Raw genomic sequence first — 19,166 nt, 5'->3', positions numbered from 1 at the left:
CCGGAGCCGGGAAGGTCGGGTACTCGACGCCCGAGACGTGCTGCACGACCCGGATCACCTGGCACGAGTAGCCGAACTCGTTGTCGTACCAGAGGTAGAGGATCGCGTTGTCGCCCTCGACCTTGGTGGCGCCGGCGTCGACGATCGAGGCGTGCCGCGAGCCGATGAAGTCGCTGGAGACCGCGTCGGGGGCGCTGATGAAGTCGATCTGGCGCTTCAGCGGCGAGGTCAGCGACACCTCGCGCAGGTACTCGAGGACCTCGGCGCGGGTGGTCTCGCGCTTGAGCTGCAGGTTGAGGATGGCGATCGACACGTCCGGGGTGGGAACCCGGATCGAGCTGCCGGTGATGGTCGCCTTGAGGTCCGGCAGCGCCTTCGCCACGGCGGAGGCGGCGCCGGTCTCGGTGATGACCATGTTCAGCGGCGCGGAACGGCCACGGCGGTCACCCTTGTGGTAGTTGTCCAGCAGGTTCTGGTCGTTGGTGAACGAGTGGATGGTCTCCACGTGACCGCGCAGGACGCCGTACTCGTCCTCCATCGCCTTCAGCGGCGGCACGATCGCGTTGGTCGTGCAGGAGGCGCAGGAGATGACGTTCTCGTCCGGCTTGATCATCTCGTGGTTGACGCCGTGGACGATGTTCGGGACGTCGCCCTTGCCCGGAGCGGTCAGCACGACCTTGTCGACGCCGGGGCGCAGGTGCTTGGAGAGGCCCTCGCGGTCGCGCCACTTGCCGGTGTTGTCGATGAGGATGGCGTTCTTGATGCCGTACTCGGTGTAGTCCACCGACTCGGGGGAGTCCGAGTAGATCACCTGGATGGTGTGGCCGTTGGCGATGATCCGGTTCCGGGCCTCGTCGACGGTGATGGTGCCCTGGAACTGGCCGTGGATCGAGTCGCGGCGCAGCAGCGAGGCGCGCTTGACCAGGTCCCCGTCCCCGCCGTTGCGGACCACGATCGCCTTCAGGCGCAGGCCGTTGCCGGAGCCGGCCTTCTCGATGAGCAGGCGGGCCAGCAGGCGGCCGATCCGGCCGAAGCCGTAGAGGACGACGTCACGGCCCTCGCGGCGCTCGATCTTGTGGGCGCCGATGGCGCCGGCGACGGCCTCGGCGGTGAACTCCTCGACCGACAGGCCGCGGTCGTCGGCCTTGTGGGCCACGGCCAGCATGCCGATGTCGATCTGCGAGGGCCCGAGGTCCAGCCGGGTCAGGGCCTGAAGGAACGGCATCGTCTCGACGACCGACAGCTCCCCGCCGACGATCTGCCGGGCGAACCGGTGGGTCTTGAGGATGCTGATGACCGACTTGTTCACCAGGGAGCGGCTGTGGACCAGGACCGTGACGTCCCGCTCCCGGTGCAGCTTCCCGATGATCGGGATCATCGACTCCGCGATCTCCTCGCGGTTCTTCCAGTTGGTGAACGAGTCCTCGGTGGCAGTCACAAGTTCATCTTTCGAGCTAGGCGGCGCTCACATGTTAACCATCTCGAAGTATGGTCGATCAAGCCGGGCCCGCCCCCGGTGGGCCCGGCGGGCGCGCGGGGGCCCAAGGCGCCCCGGTTCACGGCGGTCCGTCCGCTTTCCGGTGCCGCTTCCGTACCGCTGCGTGTGCGCATGATCACGCGTTTCGCCGCTCCGCGCCCGCGCGCCCGTGCCTCACCCCACCGGCCGACCGGCCTCCAGCCGCAGCCGGCGGCCGGCGAACCGGTGGGTGAACATGCGGTCGTGGGAGACCACCACCAGCGCGCCGGGCCAGGCGGCCAGCGCGTCCTCCAGGTCCTCGACCAGGCCGGGGGAGAGGTGGTTGGTGGGCTCGTCCAGCAGCAGGAGGTCGGCCGGTTCGCGCAGCACCCGGGCCAGGTCCAGCCGCCGCGCCTGGCCCACCGAGAGGTCGCCGACCGCGGTGGTGAGCGCCGACGGCGCGAAGAGCCCCAGGGCCAGCAGCGCCTCGCGGTGCTCCTCCGGCATCCCGGGCAGGCCCTCGGCGTAGGCGTCCAGCAGGCTCCGCCGGGGGTGCGCGACCACCGTCTCCTGCGGCAGCCAGGCGGTCCGCGGCGTCCGCCGGCACGCGCCCCGGTCGGGCGCGAGATGCCCGGCCAGCACGCCCAGCAGGGTGCTCTTGCCCGCGCCGTTCGGCCCGGTGACCAGGACGCGTTCCCCCCGCGCGACCGAGAACGCCCCGACGTCCAGCCGCCGCCCGACCCGCACGTCCAGCAGCTCGGCCACGGCCTCGTCCTCCCCTCCGGCGCCGGGCGCGACGGCCGGGCCGACGCCGCCCGGGGCGGCCGCCCCGGGAGCGTCGGCGGTGACCGGGCCGGAGACGCCGGCGGCTTCGGCGGTGGACGGGCCGGGGCCGTCGTCCGGGGCGGCCGTCGCCGGCGTGCGGAAACGCAGCGGCTCGGGCGGGCGGGGGACCGGGTTCTCCTCCAGCCGCCGCAGCCGCTCCCTGGCGTTGCGGATCCGGGCGGAGATCTGGCGCTCCACGCCGCGCTGGTGACGCTGGTTCGAGCGTTCCGCCGTGGCGGCCCGCCGCGCCCCCGAGGCCATCCGGTCCGCCGCGCGCCCGGCCAGTTCCCGCTGCTCCGCCACCTCGGCCAGCCAGTCCCGGTGGTCCCGCTCCCACCGCCGCCGCGCCGCGGTCCTGGCCCGCAGGTAACCGGCGTAGCCGCCGCCGTGCCGGTGGACCGTCCGGCGCTCGGCGTCCACCTCCCACAGCGCGGTGGCGACCCGTTCCAGGAACAGCCGGTCGTGGGAGACCACCACCACGGTGCCCCGGTGGGACCGCAGCCGCCCCTCCAGCCACTCCAGGGCGGAGGCGTCGAGGTGGTTGGTCGGTTCGTCCAGCAGCAGCAACTGCGGGGAGGCCGCCAGCACGCAGGCCAGTCCCAGGCGGGCCTGTTCGCCGCCGGAGAGACTGCCCAGGCGGCGGTCGGGAGTGATCCGGCCCAGGCCCAGGCCGTGGGTCGCGGCCGCCACCCGGGCGTCGGCGGCGTAGCCGTCCCGCGCCTCGAACGCCTCGAGGAGGTCGCCGTAGGCGGCCAGCAGCGGTCCGGTCTCCTCGGGGCCGGCGGCCGACAGGGCCCGCTCGGTCTCCCGCAGGGAGGACTCCAGCGCCCGCAGGCCGGCCAGCGCGTGGTCCACGGCGTCCTGGACGGTGTCCTCGGGCGGAAGGCCGGGGACCTGTGGCAGGTGACCGACACCGCCGGGCGCCCCGAGGCGCACCAGGCCCCCGGCGGGTGGCTCCAGGCCGGCCAGCACCCGCAGCAGGGTGGACTTGCCGGAGCCGTTCTCGCCGACGACGCCGACGCGTTCGCCGGGCGCCACCGACTGCCGGACGCCGTCGAGCAGCGCACGTCCGCCGGGGGAGAGGGTCAGATCGTCCAGCACCAGCTGGAAGGACCCGGCGCCGTCGACTGCGCCGGAAGTGGGTTCGTCTCCGGGCATCACGGTGCCCGGGTGCGTGGAGGTACGCATGAGTTCCGCCGTATCGGAAGAAGGGAGACGTGATCGGACGGCGGGGGAGCGCGACGGCCGGCACGGCGCCGCGACGGGCCGCCGGCCGGGACTCCCCGGGCGGAACTCAGATGTAGTAGCAGTAGACCTTGATCACCCGTCCAGTCTATCTCCGGCGTCCCGACGCACTTCGTGAAACACGTCGACAGTTTTTGCATCTCCGGCTCGCGGGGGTGTGCGCACACGGTGGCGGGGAGCGATGACGCATGGGCGGAGGCCGCCGGCTGCGACGCATCCGGCAGATGGACCCTCGGCGGACTTCGAGCAGACATACCGGTGGATCACCCACCACGAGTTCCCCGACGACTACCTCCGCGGGACGTCGATCGCCTTCCCGCGCGACCACGGCGTCCCCCGCGTCTCCCGGCTCCTCGACCGCACCCAGGAGTTCGAGCGGGCCGGGCGGAAGCGGTACGCCGACACGGTCCTGAGCGCCTACGAGATGGTCCGCGACGGCATGGACTCGCAGCACGGCCGGGCCGCCGCCCGCCACCTCGACCGCATCCACGGCCGCCACCGCATCCCCGACGAGGACTTCCTCCACGTCCCGGCCACCACCGTGGCCGGGCCGAAGCGGTGGATCGACCGGTACGGCCGGCGGCGGCTGTGCGAGCAGGAGGCCGAGAGCCTGGCGCTGGCGGGGCACCGGAGGGGCGAGACGACGGGCATCACCGGCGTGCCCGGCACCTACGCCGGCTTCGAGCGTCTGCACGGCGCGTACGAACGGGAGATGTTCGCCTACGACCCCGCCAACCGCAGGGTGGCCGCCGCCACCCTGCGGATCTTCGCCGCGTGGTACCCCGCCCCCTTCCGCCGGACCGCCACCCGGGCGGCGATCGCCGTGTCGGACGAACCCCTGCTGAAGGCGCTCGGCCTCCCCCGGAACCGCGCCGGCTGCGGGTCGCCGTCCACCGCGCGCTGCGGACGCGGGCGGCGCTGCTGCGGCTGCTGCCCGGCCGCCCGGAACGGTTCCCGAAGCGGCCCAAGGCGCGCACCTACGCCTTCGGCCGGACCCTCGACGACCCCGGCCCGCACGGGGCGCACTCCCGGCCGCTCGCCCCGCTCGCCGACGAGGCGCCGGCGGAACGGGCCGTCGTCCCGGAACAGCCGTCCGCCCCGGAGCGGTCCTCCGCCCCGGACATTCGGCCGCAGCGGTCCCGGTGACCGGCGCCACCGGGAGGGCCGGCACCACCGGGAGGGCCGGCACCACCGGGAGGGCCGGCACCACCGGGAGGACCGGCCCGGAAGGCCGGCCGGGCCGGCCGGTCAGGCGGTGAGCGCCATGAAGCCGCCCCGGGTGGGGGCCCCGTTCATCAGCGCCGGGACGTCGACGACCTCGGGCAGCCGCTCGACGGAGAGGACGACCGCGCCGCCCGCCCGCGCCGCGTCACCGCACCAGGCGTTCATGTCGGCCTCGCCCAGCACCAGCGCGGCGATCGAGGGGATGACCGCGCCGTGTTCCCCGGGACCGTCCACCACGCACAGGGTGTGCTTGGGGAAGATGCTCCACCCCTCGCAGGTGGGGAGGGACCGGTCCTCGGTCGCGAGCGGCGGCAGGGCCTCGTGGAACGGCGCGCCGCTGAGCAGCAGCATCGGCGTTGCGCCGGGCACGAACATCGCTTTCTCCGGATCCAGAAGCATCCGCCAACTCTCCCAGGTGCGGACCGTCCTTGACCAGCCGTCCCGCGCAGTCGGACCCATTCAGTCCTCCACCGGGTGCCCGGCGGCCAGCTCGAGGGCCCCGGCCCCCCGCTCGCGGGCGGCCAGGCAGGCCCTGACGCGCGCCGCGGTGACGGGACCGGCCGGCGGCCCGCCGAGGTCCCGGTCCGGCGCGGCCCGCCACACCCCGGGCCCGGAGCCGAGGCGCGCCACGGCCGCCTCGTCGAGGACCCCGCCGTCGTAGACGTACAGCGCCTCGGCGGGGAAACGGGCGCCGGCGCATCCGGCGGATCCGCCCGGCAGCCAGTCGACGGCGAGCAGCCGCCCCACCGGCACGGGCGCAGCCGGCCCCAGCCGCTCCCGCACCGCGCGGCGGGCGGCCTCGCGCGGGCCCTCCCCGCCGTCGCTGTCGACCGGCCCGCCGGGCAGCGCCCAGTCCTGGCCCTCCGCCGCGCGCACCAGCACCACTCGGCCCGCGGGATCGGTCAGCAGCACGGCCGCGGCCGTGAACGCCTTGGCCCGCAGCGCGCGGCGGTCGGCGCACGCGGTGGTGTCCGGCTCCCCGGGCGACGGCCGCCGGGAGGAGGGCACGCCCACCGGGGAACCGGGCTGGGGCAGACCCCCCTCCAGGTGCGCGACGGTCCCCGCGGCCAGGGCCCGCAGGCCGTACCGGAGCCGGTTGCCGATCTGGGCCGGGAGCAGGGCGAGCGCCTCGTCCGGGGGGAGCCAGTGCACGGCGAGGATCTCCCCGTCCGGGAAACCGATCGACGCCGCCTGCTCGTCGGTCAGCGGCCCCACCGCGAAGACTTGCACGTCCAGCGCCCGCCCGTAGGTGCGGGCCGGAGTGCTGTCCACGGCTACCAGCCGGCCCACCGGCACCTCGGTCAGCCCCAGCTCCTCGGCGAGCTCGCGGGCCGCGCCCCGGCGGGGCGACTCCTGCGCGTGGACCATGCCGCCGGGCAGGCCGTAGGGGGAGCCGCCGCCGTGGTCGTAGGAGTGCTCGGCGACCAGCACCCGGCCCCGCCCGTCGGTGATCAGGGCGGCCGCCGCCGTCATCGGGGACGGCAGCAGCGCGTAGTGGTCCCGCAGGTCCACCGGCACGGCCCGGCCCTGGCGCAACTGCGCGGTGTACGAACCCAGCGAGGCCCGCAGCGCCGCCGCCACCCGGGGACGCAGAGGTTTCGGCAGCCTGCGCAGCGCCTCCCGCTCGGGCACGTACTCGGCGGCGCGCAGCTCCTCCCGCTGCAGGGACAGCTCCTCCAGCGGCAGCGGCCCGCGCGGGTGCACGGCGTAGACGCAGGCGACCTGCGAACGGCCGTACACCTCCTTGGGCATGCTGTCGACGGCCAGCAGCCGCCCGACCCGCGCGCCCCGGATGCCGAGTTCCTCGTGCAGCTCGCGCTCCAGCGCGGCCACCGGCTCCTCGTCGTCGACCATGCCGCCGGGCAGGTCCCAGCCCTCCTTGTAGGACGGGTCGACGAGCAGGATGCGACCGGTCTCGTCACGGATCAGCGCGTCGGCCGCCATCACCGGCGCCGGGTGCACGGCCAGGTACGCCGAGAGGTCGGCCGGATCGGCCGCGGGCCGGGTCACCGTCACAGGAGAACCTCCACCGGACGCCGCATACCGCCTCCTCGCATCGAACGAATGTGTGCTCACACAGGGCAACGATGCGGGTGACCGTGCGTAACGGCTGGTTTCGGACGTTCTCGCCGGGTGCTTGCGAAGCGACGCCCGCCGACCGCCCCCGGCCTCCTCCCGGCCGTGTCCACGGCCGTGCGGCGTGCTCGCGGATTCGACGTCAATTGTCACACCGGCCTTCAGGGCGGAAACCGCCCTCCGCGCCCGGCAGGCTGGCCGTCATGACGCGACACCTCACCCGCCGGCGCCTCAACAGGGCCACCCTCGCACGCCAGTTGCTCACCGGACGGACCGAACTCTCCGCCGAGGCCGTGATCGAGCAGATGGCCGGAGTGCGGGCCCAGGATCCCGAACCGCCGTACATCGGGCTCTGGAACAGGATCGACGGCTTCCGCAAGGACGACCTCGCCACCCTCCTGGACGTCCGGGCCGTGGTGCGCGCCACCCTGTACCGGGGCACGCAGCACCTGGTCACCGCCGAGGACTACCTGTGGCTGCGGCCCACCCTGGAACCGGTGCTGCGCGCGCGGCGCGAGGGCGCCTTCGGACGGCTCACCGCGGGCGTCGACCCCGGGGAACTGGCCCGGGCCGCCCGGTCCGAGCTGTCCGGGCGGACGACGACCCGGCCGGAACTGGGGCGGGCTCTGGCCGGCCGGTGGCCCGGACGCGATCCCGGCGCCCTGGCGGGCTCGGCACAGCTGCTGCTCCCGGTGCTCCATCCGCCGCCGGCCGGCCTGTGGGGACGGCGCGGCCCCGTCCCGTTCGCGCTCGCGGAGGACTGGCTCGGCCGGAGGCCCGCGGCGGAGGCCGACCCCGCCCGGCTGGTGCTGCGCCACCTCGCCGCCTTCGGGCCGGCCACCGTCGGGGACGTCCAGGCGTGGAGCGGGACGGCCCGGCTGCGCGAAGTCGTCGACGCACTACGTCCTGCCCTACGGGAGTTCAAGGGCGAGGACGGAGAGGAACTGTTCGACCTCCCCGACGCGCCGCTGCCGGGGGAGGACCTGCCCGTCCCGGTGCGCTTCCTGGCCCTGCTGGACGACGTCGTCCTCGGGCACGCCGACCGCGCCCGGCTCATGACGGCCGAACGCCGTCGGCACCTGGTGGTGGAACCGGCGGTCCTGGTCGACGGCTTCGTCCGCGGACTGTGGTCCCTGACCCACGTGGCGGACGGCAGGGCGGTGCTCACCGTGCGGCTGTTCTCCCCGCTCACCCCCCGCGAGCGGGACGAGGCCGCCGAGGAGGGCGCCGCCCTGCTCCGGTTCGCCGCGCCGGAGGCGGACCGGCACGACATCCGGTTCACCTCCGCGGAATGACGCGCACCGCCCCGGCCGCGCGTTGCCGCGGGGCGCCGCGTGTCCTCGCGCACCGGGCCGCGCCGCCCGGTGCGGAGGACCGGTGGCCGGCGGAGGGACCGGCCGTGGCGGACGGGAACCCGCGGTCGACAGTCCGGACCCCGACGGCCTGCTGCCCGGTGAACTCACCGCACTGCTGCGCCCCCTCGTCCGGTCCCCGCACCGCGTGGGGCTCGACGTCACCCTCTACGACCCCGACCTCGACCCGGACGGCACCGCCGGAGTCCTGCTGACCGACCTGGTGGTGGCGGCCCTCGCCGCCGGCTGACGGCACCGGCGACCCCGGCGGACAGCCGGCTCGGCCGGGAGCCGCGGTGCGGCGTATAGCGTGCGGGCATGACGATGACGAAGCAGCAGCGGGTCCTGTACCGGCAGGGCACCGGATTCTGGCGGATGACGGCCAAGTGGGTGCTGGTCTTCGGGGCGTTGGCCCTGCTGGACGGACTGCTCCGGTCGTGGGGCAACGCCCTGGTCTGGCCGGTGATCGGGATCGTGCTGTGGGTGCCGTTCGGGATCGGCGTCGTCTGGTACTCGAGGAAGGACCAGCTGGTCACGCTGACGACGGGCGAACTGCGCCTACGGCGCGAGCGGCTGCCGATGGAGGAGGTGAACCTGCTGCACGTGGCACGGCTGTGGCTGGAGGGACGGTCGACCGCGGACGACCGGCCGGTTCCGGAGTGGACCCGGTCCGACCGGGTGGTGTGGGTGCCCCTGCTGGACGGCCGGGCGTACGGCGTGGAGTTCCGCGACCCGGCCGCCTTCGCCGAGGTCTTCGGCGCCTTCGCGGTGGCGGAGTGCGGCGGGCCGGAGGCCGTCCGCGCGAAGGCCGCGGCGGCGGTCTACCCGCAGCCGCGTCCGATGCGGGTCCGCTCCGGCGGCTCCGGCTCCGGCTCCGGCTCCGGGCCGGATCTCCTGGACGTCTTCGGCTGAGGGGCCGTCAGCCGGCACGGGGGCAGCGATCCACGGAGGAAGCGGAGAACCGCACGGGCCGGCACCCCCGACCTGCTCCGGCACCGGGTGGGGCGCCGGCGCGGAAAGGCCCGGACCCCGGCAGCATCCGGCCCCCGGCAGCACGCGGCCGGGGCCCGGGCTCCTGCGCCGAGGTCACCACGGCCTGGATGGCCGCGACCCGCTGGTGACCGGCGCACGCGCACCCGCGGACGCTTCCCGACCGGCCCCCGGAGCAGCCGCGGACAGCACGGAGCACGTGGGTGCCGGCCCCGCCGGTCACGGCCCGCGAAGTGGTCCGGTCCCAGGTCCTGCCGCCGTCGCCCGGCCCGGGCGACGGCGGCAGGAAGCGCGTCAGGCGGGCAGCACCCGCAGGAACGCCCCGCGCCGCGGCTCGCCCCCGCCGGTCCAGCCGGCGATGACCCCCGCCGTCACCGCGGCACTCCCCTCGACCTCCGGCGTCTCCTCCAGGACGCGCAGCACCCGCAGGGTGACGCCGTCGAGGGCCACGTCGGTCCATCTCTCCCCGTCCACGGCGGAGACCCATCCGGCCACGCCGCCCGGCAGCGGACCACCGTACGAGGCCACCACCGAGGGATCAGGAGTGTGGCTCAGGCTCTGCGCCTGCGGCACCGCGCGCCCGCCCAGCAGCGCGACGATCTGCGCCACCGCCACCGGGTCCCGGGTGGCGTCGTAGACCCAGCGCGTGCCCAGCACGCCGTGCTCGCTGGTACCGATCAAGGCTTCCTCGGCCCCTTCCAGCGGCGCACCCCGGTAGGTCATCGGCTGGTGGTACGCGGTGCCGTCGGCGTCCTCGAAGACCGCGAACTCGATCCCCACCTCCCCGGCCGGGTCGTCGAGCCGGAAACCGCCCACCCGCTCCAGCCGGGGCGCGTCCGCACCCCGGAACCAGGGGCGGCCGGGCAGCCACGCGGTCACCAGCTCCACCTTCGTGGGATTCAACGTCGTTCGGTGAATGACTGACATGGCGTCATCATTCCAGTTCGGTCGTGTGGCGGAGCGGCAGGAGCTGTGGACGTTTGGCGGTGCGGCCGCCCCCGGCGAACGACCGCGCACCCGGCGCCGACCGGGGCGGCCCCGGGCCGCCTCGCGGATGCGTCCGCCGAGCGCCAGGGCGCGCGGGGTGAGCGGCCGTCCCCGCGACGTCGGCCCGGCCGGACCGGGAAAGGCGACCGTGGCGACCCGGGCCCCGGCCGCTCCTCCCGCCCCCGCGCCGCCACCCGCCCGCGCACGGCCGGGCCGGCGTAGGCGGCCCCGGGGTTCCGGCGGGCGTGGGCCCGCGGGGCCGGGCGGCGGCCGGGGGACCGCGCGAGTGGTGCTCAGAACCGGTGGGGCTTGGCCCTGCGCCGCAGGTACCAGGCGGCGCCGCCGACGCCGGCCGCGACCAGGCCGCCGCCCGCGACCAGGGTGAGGGTGGTGTGATCCTTCACCGCGCCGCCGAGACCGCCCATCACTCCGCGCGAGGGCGAGGCGGTGGCCGACATCGTGGGGGTCGCGGTGGAGGTGGTGGTGGGCGACGTCGTGGCGGTCGGGGTCGCGCCGGAGACGATGACGGACTGGGTGCCCGCCGTGCTGTTGTCGGAGCACCGCACGATCACGGTGTAGGTGCCGGGGGTGACGCTCGACCAGGCGGCCGACTGGCTGGTGGCCGAGCCCGACAGGGCGACCTGACGGCCCTCGGCGAAGGTGTTCTGCCGGTTGTTCAGCAGCGAGGCGGTGCCCCAACTGCCGTTGATCTCGGAGCAGGCGCTGGTCGTGACCGCGACGGTGGTGCCGCTGGTGCTCACGGAGATTCCCGGGGCGGCCGCGGCCGACCCCGCGAAGGCGAGCGGCAGGGCGGCGGCGGCAGCCACGGTCAGGCCTGATCGGACGATGACGCGAGGTGTACGCATGGGTCTGACCTCCGGCGGCACGGCTGGCGGACATCCCTAGCGCCGCCGAGGATCGGGAACGCCCGTACCGCCCTCGGGGACAGCCAATGGCCACGACGCGCCGCGCGCACCCGGAGAGCACCCGGACAGGTGACGCCGGCGACGGCGCCTCACCTCCCGGTGGTCACCCGCACCTCCGGGGAGAAGCCGCCCCAGGTGCCGTCGGGCAGCTTGGCGCGGAGCCGCACCCGGTGCGTCTCGCCGGACCCGCCGCCGACGAAGAAGCGGTGGGTCGCCCGGCCGTCGGGCGTCCTCCCGCCCCACACCAGCGTGGTCGCCGGGGCGCCGTCGAGATGGATCTGGTACTCGGTGACCACCCCGTCGGCGGCCGGCGGCTCCCAGGAGATCTCCAGGTGCCAGGCTCCGTCGGCCTTCACCGCGGCCGCGGCGAAGGCCTTGGGCGCCGTGCCGCGCCCGTCGTCCTGCCCGGTGCCGGTGGTGGTGACGCGGACCGCGTCACCGGTGGGGGAGAGGTTGTCGGCGGCGTCCCTGGCGCGCACCGTGAACGAGTAACGGGTCCCGGGGCGCAGGCCGGTGACCACCGCCGAGGTCCGGTCGCCGCCCACGCCGTGGATCTTCGTCGAGCCCTGGAGGATCTCGTAGGAGACCACCTTCCGGTCGTCGGTGGAGGCCTTCCAGGAGAGCTCCGCCGCCCGGCTCCCGACGGCACGGGCCTCGAGGCCCTCCGGACGGGACGGGGGACGGGAGTCGGCGGCGGCCGCGGCGGGGGTGGTGGCGCGCACCTCGGCGCTCTCCGGGCCCAGCCGGCCGTCGGTGGAGCGGGCCCGGACGCGGAACGTGTAGGTGGTGCCGGGCTTCAGCCTGGTGACGTCCACCATGTGCTCCGACGCCGGCACCTCCTTCACCAGGGTGGGGCCCCGGTACACCTCGTAGGCCTCCACCCGCGAGCCGTTGTCGGTGACCCGGTTCCACATGACGTGCACGCTGGTCGCGCTGCCCGCCGCGGCGGTGACCCCGGTGGGCGCCGCGGGGAGCCGCCCGCCGTCCTCCTGCCCGGCGGACGCGCCCGTGCCGCAGGAGGCCAGGAGCAGCGCGGCCGACAGCGCCCAGCAGCACCGGGCCGTCACCCGGGGAACACCTGCCGCACCGGTCATGACGGAACCTCCGCGGAACACAGGGGAATGGTCCGTACCAATATGCGCATGCTGGCGCGTGCACATCAAGTGTCGGTCGTTGACCGGCCGGGGAGGGCCGTACGTATGCTGAACTTCCTTGCGGCCGGGCGGACCTGACGACGGGTCGGCCCACGGCCGCCGGCGCGGATCCGCTGTCGTCGCTGCTCACGCGCCGTACGGGCGGCGGGGGCCGGACCGGGGCGCGGGCCCGTCCGGCCCCCGCTCGCGCCGCCGCGTCCCCCCCCCGCCCGCGTCCCCGGCGCGATCCTCCGGCCGCGCCCGGTGCCGGAGTGTTCACCTCCGGCCCTCGGGGTGATGGGATGGCCGGACCTGGCCGACCCGGCCGGCCGGCGGGGCCGGCGGGCCACCGTACGGAGGAGCGAGAACGATGCGGGTGCCGATGACCATCGCGGACTTCCTCGACCGGGCGGAGACCGGCTTCGCCGGCGGCCCCGGTGTGGTGGACGAGCCGGAGCAGCCCGCCGTGCCCGTGCCGGCGAGCACCTACGGCCGTTTCGCCGAGCGGGTCCGCGCCTGGCAGGCGGGGTTCGACGCCCTCGGCGTCGCGGAGGGCGAGCGGATCGCCGTGGTCAGCCACAACTCGGCCCGGCTGCTGGAACTGCTCTTCGCGGTGCCGATGAGCGGGCGGATCTGCGTCCCGGTCAACTTCCGCCTGACGGCGGAGGAGGTCGACTACATCGTCCGCCAGAGCGGGGCCTCGGTGCTCCTGGTCGACCCCCAGCTCGACGCGTCGCTCGGCGGGGTGCGCGCCCGCCACCGCTTCGTCCTCGGCGAGGAGACGGAGCGGACGCTGATGCGGTTCGGCGTCGAGCCCCGCCCCTGGTCCCGCCCCGACGAGGACGCCACCGCGACCGTCAACTACACCTCCGGCACCACCGCGCGCCCCAAGGGCGTCCAGCTCACCCACCGCAACATCTGGGTGGACGCGGTCACCTTCGGCCTGCACGCGCGGGCCTGGGAGCGCGACGTCTACATGCACGTGCTCCCCATGTTCCACTGCAACGGCTGGGGCATGCCCTTCGTCATGGCGGGCCTCGGCGTGCCGCAGATCGTGCTCCGCAAGGTCGACGGCGCGGAGATCCTGCGCCGCGTCGAACGGCACGGCGTCACCTTGATGTGCGGCGCCCCGGCCGTCTGGAACGCGGTGCTCGACGCCGCCGCCGACTGGGAGGGCGGGATCCCCGGCCGCGACCGGGTGCGCGTCGTCTGCGCGGGCGCGCCGCCGCCCAGCCGCACCGTCCAGCGGGTGGGCGAGGAACTCGGCTGGGAGTTCCTGCAGATCTACGGCCTCACCGAGACCGCCCCGCTGCTCACCTTCAACCGCTCCCTGCCCGCGGACGACGCGCTGCCCGCGGAGCGGCGCGCCCACCGGCTGTCCCGCGCCGGGCTGCCCACCCTGGGCACGCGGCTGAGGATCTCCGGCTCCGGCGAGGTGCTGGCCCGCTCCAACACCGTGATGGAGGGCTACTGGGAGAACCCGGAGGCCAGCGCGGAGGCGCTCGACGGCGGCTGGTTCCACACCGGCGACGGCGGCGCCCTCGACCCCGACGACGGCCACCTCACCATCTCCGACCGCAAGAAGGACGTCATCATCACCGGCGGCGAGAACGTCTCGTCCATCGAGGTGGAGGACGTGATCTTCAGCCATCCGGCGGTCGCCGAGGTCGCGGTGATCGGCGTGCCGCACGAGAAGTGGGGCGAGACGGTCAAGGCGCTCGTGGTGCTGGCCGAGGGCGCCGAGGCGGAGGAGAGCGCGATCATCGCCCACTGCAAGGAGCGGATGGCCGGCTACAAGGCCCCGACCAGCGTGGAGTTCCGCGAATCCATCCCGCGCACCGCCACCGGGAAGATCCAGAAGTTCAAGCTGCGGCAGCCCTACTGGCGGGAATCCGGCCGCGGCGTCAACTGACCGGGTAGCCTGCGGGCCATGAGTACTCTCGACGGCCTGGCCACCGCCCCCTACGTCTCGGTGACGACGTTCCGCAAGGACGGACGGGCGGTCGCCACGCCCCTCTGGGTGGTGCCGGACGGTGAGGGCGCGCTGGCCGTGTGGACCCGCGTCGACAGCGGCAAGGTCAAGCGGATACGCCGTGACGGCCGGGTGACGGTGGCCCCCTGCGACTTCCGGGGCAACCTCCGCGGCGAGGCCGTGGAGGCCCGCGCACGGCTCGGCACGCCCGAGGACACGGCGCGGATCCGCCGCGGCATCGCCCGCAAGTACGGCCTCTCCGGCCGCCTGACCCTGCTGGGCAGCCGGCTGCGCGGCGGCCACACCTCCACCGTGGCCGTCCTGATCACCCCGGCGGACTGAGACCGCCGCGGCGACACCGCGCCCGGCCGGCCGCGCGCTGTCGGTGCCGTTTGGCAGGATCGCGGTCATGAGCCCGCTGCTGCTGACCGACATCGAGCAGGCGATCCGCGCGAGTTGGAGCGCCGAGACCTGCACCCCCGAGTACCGGACGCGCTGGCGCCCCGACAATCCGGCCCGCGACCAGTGCGGCGTCACCGCGCTGGTCCTGCACGACCTCCTCGGCGGCGACCTGATCCGCGGGGAGGTCCACGTCGACGGCCGGTGGACCGACTACCACTGGTGGAACCGCCTGGGCGCCGGGGTGGAGATCGACCTGACCCGTGAGCAGTTCGGCCCGGACGAGATCGTCACCGGCGGCCAGGTGATCGCCCGGCCCGCCGAGATCCGCCGTTGCCGGGAGGAGTACGAACGCCTGCGCGGGCGCGTGCTGCGCAAGCTCGGGACCGCCTCCGGCACGCCCTGACGCCCCGCCGCCGCGCCCCGTGCCGCAGGGGGAACGGCCGGCCGGGGGCCTGCCGCGGTGCCCGGGGGCGACCGCACCGTACCGGAGCCGGGGGACGGCCGGGCGGCTACCGTATGAGGCCAGGACCGCACGGAGCGGAGGGAGTCGACATGCCGTACCGGAAGCGAGGGCGGGCTCCGGCCCTGCTGGCCGCCACGGGCCTGCTGCTCGCCGCCTGCGGGTCGGTGGAGGCGTCCCAGCCGGACGGACCGGCGCGCTCGCCGGGACAGGCGCGGCCGTCGCCGGAATCCTCCCGGCCGCCGGGGGAGCGGGGCGGCGGGAAGGCGACGCCGGCGGAACGGGTCGAGAGCGTCCGCCTCACGGTCACCGGCGGCATCGCCGGCGTCCACCGTTCGATCCTGGCCTCCACCGACGGCACGGTCGAGGTCAGCGAGCGGAGCAAGGGCGACTGGGAGGCCGACCCCCTCTCGGGCGCGGACCGCGACCGGCTGAAGGCCCTGCTGGAGAAGATCGACTTCGCCGCGCTCCCGCCCCGCAGCGTCGACGAGGACGCCCGCGACATGTTCGTCTACGCGCTGGAGCACGACGGACGCGCCGTCGTCACCGACCGCAGCGTTTCCCTCGGCGCGGCCGACGACCTGATCGGCCAGCTGGAACGCCACCTCGAGGAGCGGCTCTGAGCGAACTGAACCTCTGGCGCCGGCACCTCGGAGCCGTACCGGAGCCGGTCTGGGACCGGCACGACCTGCGCGTGCTGATCCTCGCCGACAACGACCTCACCACCCTGTCGCCCGCGGTCGGCGGGCTCCGGCGGCTCACCACCCTCGACCTCGGTCACAACGCGCTCACCGAACTGCCGCCCGAGATCGGCGCCCTGACCGGCCTCACCGGCTGCCTCTACCTCCACGACAACCGCCTGGGCCGGCTGCCGGACGAGCTCGGCTCGCTCACGCGGCTGAGGCTGCTCAACATCGGCGAGAACCGCCTCACCGCACTCCCCGACACCCTCACCGGCCTGGCCTCCCTGGTCGAACTCCGGTGTCAACACAACGAGTTGACGTACCTACCGGCGCGCATGGGCGACCTCGGAAACCTCCGGGAACTCTGGCTCAAGGGCAACCGCCTCACCCGCCTCCCGGACTCCTTCTCCCGGCTCCGCGCACTGCGCCATCTCGAACTCCGCGACAACCTGCTCCCCGCGGTTCCCGGCCGGCTGGCCGGCCTCCCCCTGCTGCGCACCCTCGACCTGCGGGGCAACCGGATCCGCGGACTGCCCCCGTGGCTCCCGGACCTGCCCTCCCTGGAGAAGCTCGACCTGCGGTGGAACGACCTCGCCGTCGACCCGGCCGACGACCCGGTGGCCGTCGCGCTCGAGCGGCGCGGATGCGTGGTGGTGGCCTGAAGGCGTCGGTGGAGCCCGCCCGGGTTGACGTGCGGTGGGCCCGGGGAGTGAAGCTGTCCCGGTGACCGCACCCAGAACCGGCCGGACCGGGCTCCCCAAGCTCCCCCCGGCCTACCGGCCCCTGTTCGCGCACCGCCCGTTCCGGCGGCTGCTGCCCGCGTTCGTCGCCTCCGACTTCGGCGACGGGATGGCCGTCGTGACCGTGCCGTGGCTCGCCGTGCTGCTGGCGCCGGAGGAGAACCCCGGGCTCTACGTCGGGACCGCGGTCGCCGCGTACGCGCTGCCGGGCGCCGTCGGGGCGCTGCTGCTGGGGAGGTGGATGCGGCGCTTCCCCGCCCGGCGGCTGCTGCTGACCGACGCCGTGCTGCGGGCCGCCATGCTCGCCTGCGTACCGCTGGCCTGGGCCCTGGGCGTGCTGACCCCCTGGCTGTACGTGCTGCTGCTGGCCGCCTCGTCGCTGCTGCACGCCTGGGGCAGCGCGGGCAAGTACGCGCTGCTCGCCTCCCTCCTCCCGCCCGAGCGACGGCTCGCCGCCAACGCCCTGGTCAGTTCGAGCGCCTCGGCGGCGATGGTCTTCGGGCCCGCCCTCGCCGGGGTGCTGATCACCGTGGTGAGCCCCGCCTGGATCGTCGGCGTCGACGCCCTCACCTTCGCCGTCCTCGCCCTCGGCGCCGCCCGCGTCCGCCCGGAAGCCGACGGGCGTCCGGAAGCCGGCGATCCGGCGGGCGGCGCCGGGGGCAGGTCCTCCGCCGTCCTCGCCCTCTTCCGGCAGCGGCCCGAACTGCTCGGCGTCCTGGCGCTCACCTGGTTCTTCTTCTTCCTCTACGGTCCCGTGGAGGTGGCCCTCCCCCTGCACGTCACCCAGGACCTGCACCAGGGCTCCCAGCTGCTCGGTCTGTACTGGACGCTCTTCAGCGTGGGCGCCGTCCTCGGCGGGCTGGCCGCCGGGATGCTGCGACGGCTGCCGCTGTGGCCCACGGCGCTCGGCGTCGTCGCCGGCTGGGGTGCCGTCCTGCTCCCCTTCGGTCTCGGCGCGCCGCCCTCCGTCACCGTCGCCTGCTTCGCCCTCGGCGGCGTGATCTACGGCCCGTTCACCGCGCTGTCCTTCACGCTGTTCCAGGACCGCACGCCCGAGGCCTGGCTGACCACCGTCCTCGCGGTGCGCGGCGCCGCCCTGCTCGCCTCCTCCCCGATGGGCACCGCCCTGGGCGGTCCCCTCACCGCCGCCTTCGGTCCCCGCGCCGTGCTCGCCTCCTCCGGCGCGGCCACCCTGGTCCTCGTCGCCGTCGCCGTGCTCATCGCCGTCGGGGCCCGCGCCCGCGCCCGCCGCCGGGGCAAGGCCGTCGAGGAGGAACTGGACCTGGCGGAACCCGCCTGAACGGCCCGGATGCGCCGCCGCCCTTGTTGCAGGGGAAGGCCCCCGGCGGAATCGCCGGGGGCCTTCCCCTGCAACAAGGACCGGGACCGGTCGCCCTTCGGACCGCCCCGCCGGCCGGGGGTGCCGCGCGGTGTCGGGGCGGTGCGGCGAGGACACCGGCCGCCGGTCAGCGGTGGCCGCCGCCCCCGCTGCCGAAGCCTCCGCTGCTGCCCTCGTTCCAGCGCGGGCGCGGCGGCTCCTCCTCGGCCGGAACGGTCCCCTGGGGGTCCAGCTGGTACGGCGTGAGCCGGTCGTGGTCCCGCTTCGGCACGTCGTCGGTGTTCCGGGTCGTCCGGTCCTCACGCACCGGACCGCCCGGCGGCATCTTCGGCTGCTCCTCAGGCGTCGGCCTGCGCGGCTCCCGCTGACGCACCCGCCAGCCGAAGACCACCGCGCCGATCAGCGCGGCCGCCACGATCGCACCGAGGATGAACGGAGCGAGCCCGCCGATCTGTCCCTCTTCAAGGGCGAAATCCACCCATTCGTAGCTCATGGTATGCATCTACCCCTAACCGGCTGATATGAACCGATGATCAATCCGTGCCCCGACGCTTCCGCCACGGTCACCCTCCGGGCGGCCGGACCACCTCGTTCCATCCGTCCGCCTCCCGCCTCCGCCTCCTCGACGCCGGGTGCCCGGGGGCAGGCGTTTGACACCGCCGGACGGGGCAACTCGGCCCCCGTGACGAGCGCATCCCAGGACGAGCTGTACCGGTTCCTGGAGGACCGGTTCGCCTGCGCGCAGGCCTGCACCGAATGTGCGCGGGCCTGCGCCCTGCGCGCGGGATTCATGGACCCGGACGGAACCGAGGCGCAGGACCGCGCCCGGCGCAAGGGCATCATGTGCGCCGAGGTGTGCGACGCGACCTGCCGGGTGCTGTCCGAACAGACCGGACTGGACGAGGCCGGGCTGCGGATGCAGGTGGAATGGTGCCGCACCGTGTGCCTGGAGTGCGCGGAGGTCTTCGACGCCTGCCCGGGGGCGGAGGAGGCGGCCAAGTCGTGCCGCCGCTGCGCCGAGGCGTGCACCGAATTCCTCGCCACGCTCGCCGCGTAGCGCAGGCCCGCGTCGCCACGCACCCCCTTCCAGGAGGCACACCATGGCCGACCCGAACCCGATCGAACTGCAGAAGGCACTCAGCGGCATGGACTACCCCACGGACAAGAAGTCCCTGGTGGACCGCGCCCGGAGCAACCACGCCGACGGCAAGCTCGTCGAGAAGCTCGAGAACCTCCGCCAGGACAGCTTCGACGGGCCCAACGAGGTCCAGAAGGCGGTCTTCAAGGGCTGACCACACCCACGGTCCCCGGGCCCCGGCCCGTCGGCCCCGCCCCGCCGGTGCGGGCGCGGCCCGC

The 19,166-nt window shown here is 74.9% G+C and carries 18 protein-coding genes and 2 pseudogenes; 12 read left to right on the top strand and 8 right to left on the bottom strand.

Features of this window, described 5'->3' with window-relative positions:
• On the bottom strand, positions 1–1,438 hold a 1,438-nt coding region (locus A2U95_RS01420), incomplete at its 3' end, for a glyceraldehyde-3-phosphate dehydrogenase (RefSeq protein ID WP_166020428.1).
• A gap of 213 nt (positions 1,439–1,651) precedes the next feature.
• Entirely contained in the window at positions 1,652–3,439 is a 1,788-nt protein-coding gene (locus A2U95_RS01415) for an ABC-F family ATP-binding cassette domain-containing protein (RefSeq protein WP_166024653.1), read from the bottom strand.
• A 275-nt stretch (positions 3,440–3,714) separates the two neighbouring features.
• Here A2U95_RS01415 and A2U95_RS01410 point away from each other — a divergent pair.
• Positions 3,715–4,672, top strand: a pseudogene (locus A2U95_RS01410) (oxygenase MpaB family protein).
• A gap of 102 nt (positions 4,673–4,774) precedes the next feature.
• Here the strand turns inward: A2U95_RS01410 and A2U95_RS01405 are convergent.
• Both A2U95_RS01405 and A2U95_RS01400 read right to left on the bottom strand, forming a co-directional pair.
• Positions 4,775–5,149, bottom strand: coding sequence for a PIN domain-containing protein (locus A2U95_RS01405; RefSeq protein WP_166020427.1), 375 nt, complete (start codon positions 5,147–5,149; stop codon positions 4,775–4,777).
• A 60-nt stretch (positions 5,150–5,209) separates the two neighbouring features.
• Positions 5,210–6,760: an NUDIX hydrolase gene (locus tag A2U95_RS01400; protein ID WP_166020426.1), complete on the bottom strand. Its 1,551-nt coding sequence runs from the start codon at positions 6,758–6,760 to the stop codon at positions 5,210–5,212.
• A 269-nt stretch (positions 6,761–7,029) separates the two neighbouring features.
• On the opposite strand from A2U95_RS01400, the gene A2U95_RS01395 reads away from it, so the two are divergent.
• The 3 genes and pseudogenes from A2U95_RS01395 (at position 7,030) to A2U95_RS01385 (ending at position 9,090) form a co-directional block, all read left to right on the top strand.
• The gene (locus A2U95_RS01395) at positions 7,030–8,121 is read left to right on the top strand and encodes a winged helix DNA-binding domain-containing protein (RefSeq protein WP_166020425.1); all 1,092 of its coding nucleotides are present in this window, start codon (positions 7,030–7,032) and stop codon (positions 8,119–8,121) included.
• A gap of 118 nt (positions 8,122–8,239) precedes the next feature.
• A pseudogene (locus A2U95_RS01390) lies at positions 8,240–8,428 on the top strand (arginase family protein); the annotation flags it as partial.
• Positions 8,429–8,496: 68 nt separating this feature from the next.
• Complete coding sequence (locus A2U95_RS01385) at positions 8,497–9,090, top strand: hypothetical protein (protein WP_166020424.1); 594 nt, start codon at positions 8,497–8,499, stop codon at positions 9,088–9,090.
• Between the two features lie 372 nt (positions 9,091–9,462).
• On the opposite strand, the gene A2U95_RS01380 is transcribed toward A2U95_RS01385, so the two are convergent.
• The 3 genes from A2U95_RS01380 to A2U95_RS01370 form a co-directional block, all read right to left on the bottom strand.
• Positions 9,463–10,095 (bottom strand): maltokinase N-terminal cap-like domain-containing protein, encoded by a 633-nt coding sequence (locus tag A2U95_RS01380; RefSeq protein WP_166020423.1) that lies wholly within the window; start codon positions 10,093–10,095, stop codon positions 9,463–9,465.
• A gap of 353 nt (positions 10,096–10,448) precedes the next feature.
• On the bottom strand, positions 10,449–11,021 hold the full coding sequence (locus A2U95_RS01375) for a hypothetical protein (protein ID WP_166020422.1): 573 nt from the start codon (positions 11,019–11,021) through the stop codon (positions 10,449–10,451).
• Between the two features lie 149 nt (positions 11,022–11,170).
• Positions 11,171–12,175, bottom strand: coding sequence for a fibronectin type III domain-containing protein (locus A2U95_RS01370; protein WP_166020421.1), 1,005 nt, complete (start codon positions 12,173–12,175; stop codon positions 11,171–11,173).
• Between the two features lie 409 nt (positions 12,176–12,584).
• Here A2U95_RS01370 and A2U95_RS01365 point away from each other — a divergent pair, with 409 nt between their 5' ends.
• From A2U95_RS01365 to A2U95_RS01340, 6 genes are all read left to right on the top strand, one after another.
• Positions 12,585–14,126, top strand: coding sequence for an AMP-binding protein (locus A2U95_RS01365; RefSeq protein ID WP_166020420.1), 1,542 nt, complete (start codon positions 12,585–12,587; stop codon positions 14,124–14,126).
• A gap of 18 nt (positions 14,127–14,144) precedes the next feature.
• Positions 14,145–14,528 (top strand): PPOX class F420-dependent oxidoreductase, encoded by a 384-nt coding sequence (locus tag A2U95_RS01360; RefSeq protein WP_166020419.1) that lies wholly within the window; start codon positions 14,145–14,147, stop codon positions 14,526–14,528.
• A 67-nt stretch (positions 14,529–14,595) separates the two neighbouring features.
• Positions 14,596–14,991: a YunG family protein gene (locus A2U95_RS01355; protein WP_166020418.1), complete on the top strand. Its 396-nt coding sequence runs from the start codon at positions 14,596–14,598 to the stop codon at positions 14,989–14,991.
• Positions 14,992–15,140: 149 nt separating this feature from the next.
• Positions 15,141–15,671 carry a hypothetical protein gene (locus A2U95_RS01350; RefSeq protein WP_166020135.1) on the top strand — a complete coding sequence of 177 codons (531 nt, stop codon included), beginning with the start codon at positions 15,141–15,143 and terminating at the stop codon, positions 15,669–15,671.
• Between the two features lie 71 nt (positions 15,672–15,742).
• Positions 15,743–16,393 (top strand): leucine-rich repeat domain-containing protein, encoded by a 651-nt coding sequence (locus tag A2U95_RS01345; protein WP_338104403.1) that lies wholly within the window; start codon positions 15,743–15,745, stop codon positions 16,391–16,393.
• A gap of 61 nt (positions 16,394–16,454) precedes the next feature.
• Positions 16,455–17,771: an MFS transporter gene (locus A2U95_RS01340; protein ID WP_166020417.1), complete on the top strand. Its 1,317-nt coding sequence runs from the start codon at positions 16,455–16,457 to the stop codon at positions 17,769–17,771.
• Positions 17,772–17,937: 166 nt separating this feature from the next.
• Here the strand turns inward: A2U95_RS01340 and A2U95_RS01335 are convergent, their stop codons facing one another.
• On the bottom strand, positions 17,938–18,303 hold the full coding sequence (locus tag A2U95_RS01335) for a DUF6479 family protein (protein WP_166020416.1): 366 nt from the start codon (positions 18,301–18,303) through the stop codon (positions 17,938–17,940).
• Positions 18,304–18,492: 189 nt separating this feature from the next.
• Between A2U95_RS01335 and A2U95_RS01330 the strand changes: the two genes are divergently transcribed.
• Together A2U95_RS01330 and A2U95_RS01325 are read left to right on the top strand one after the other, a co-directional pair.
• Positions 18,493–18,867: a four-helix bundle copper-binding protein gene (locus A2U95_RS01330; protein ID WP_151773892.1), complete on the top strand. Its 375-nt coding sequence runs from the start codon at positions 18,493–18,495 to the stop codon at positions 18,865–18,867.
• Positions 18,868–18,910: 43 nt separating this feature from the next.
• Complete coding sequence (locus A2U95_RS01325) at positions 18,911–19,102, top strand: DUF2795 domain-containing protein (RefSeq protein WP_166020415.1); 192 nt, start codon at positions 18,911–18,913, stop codon at positions 19,100–19,102.
• The last annotated feature ends 64 nt before the right edge of the window (positions 19,103–19,166 follow it).

The sequence above is a fragment of the Streptomyces chilikensis genome, assembly GCF_001642695.1.
Classification (GTDB): Bacteria; Actinomycetota; Actinomycetes; order Streptomycetales; family Streptomycetaceae; genus Streptomyces; species Streptomyces chilikensis.
This window is presented reverse-complemented; position numbering and strand designations above follow the sequence as displayed.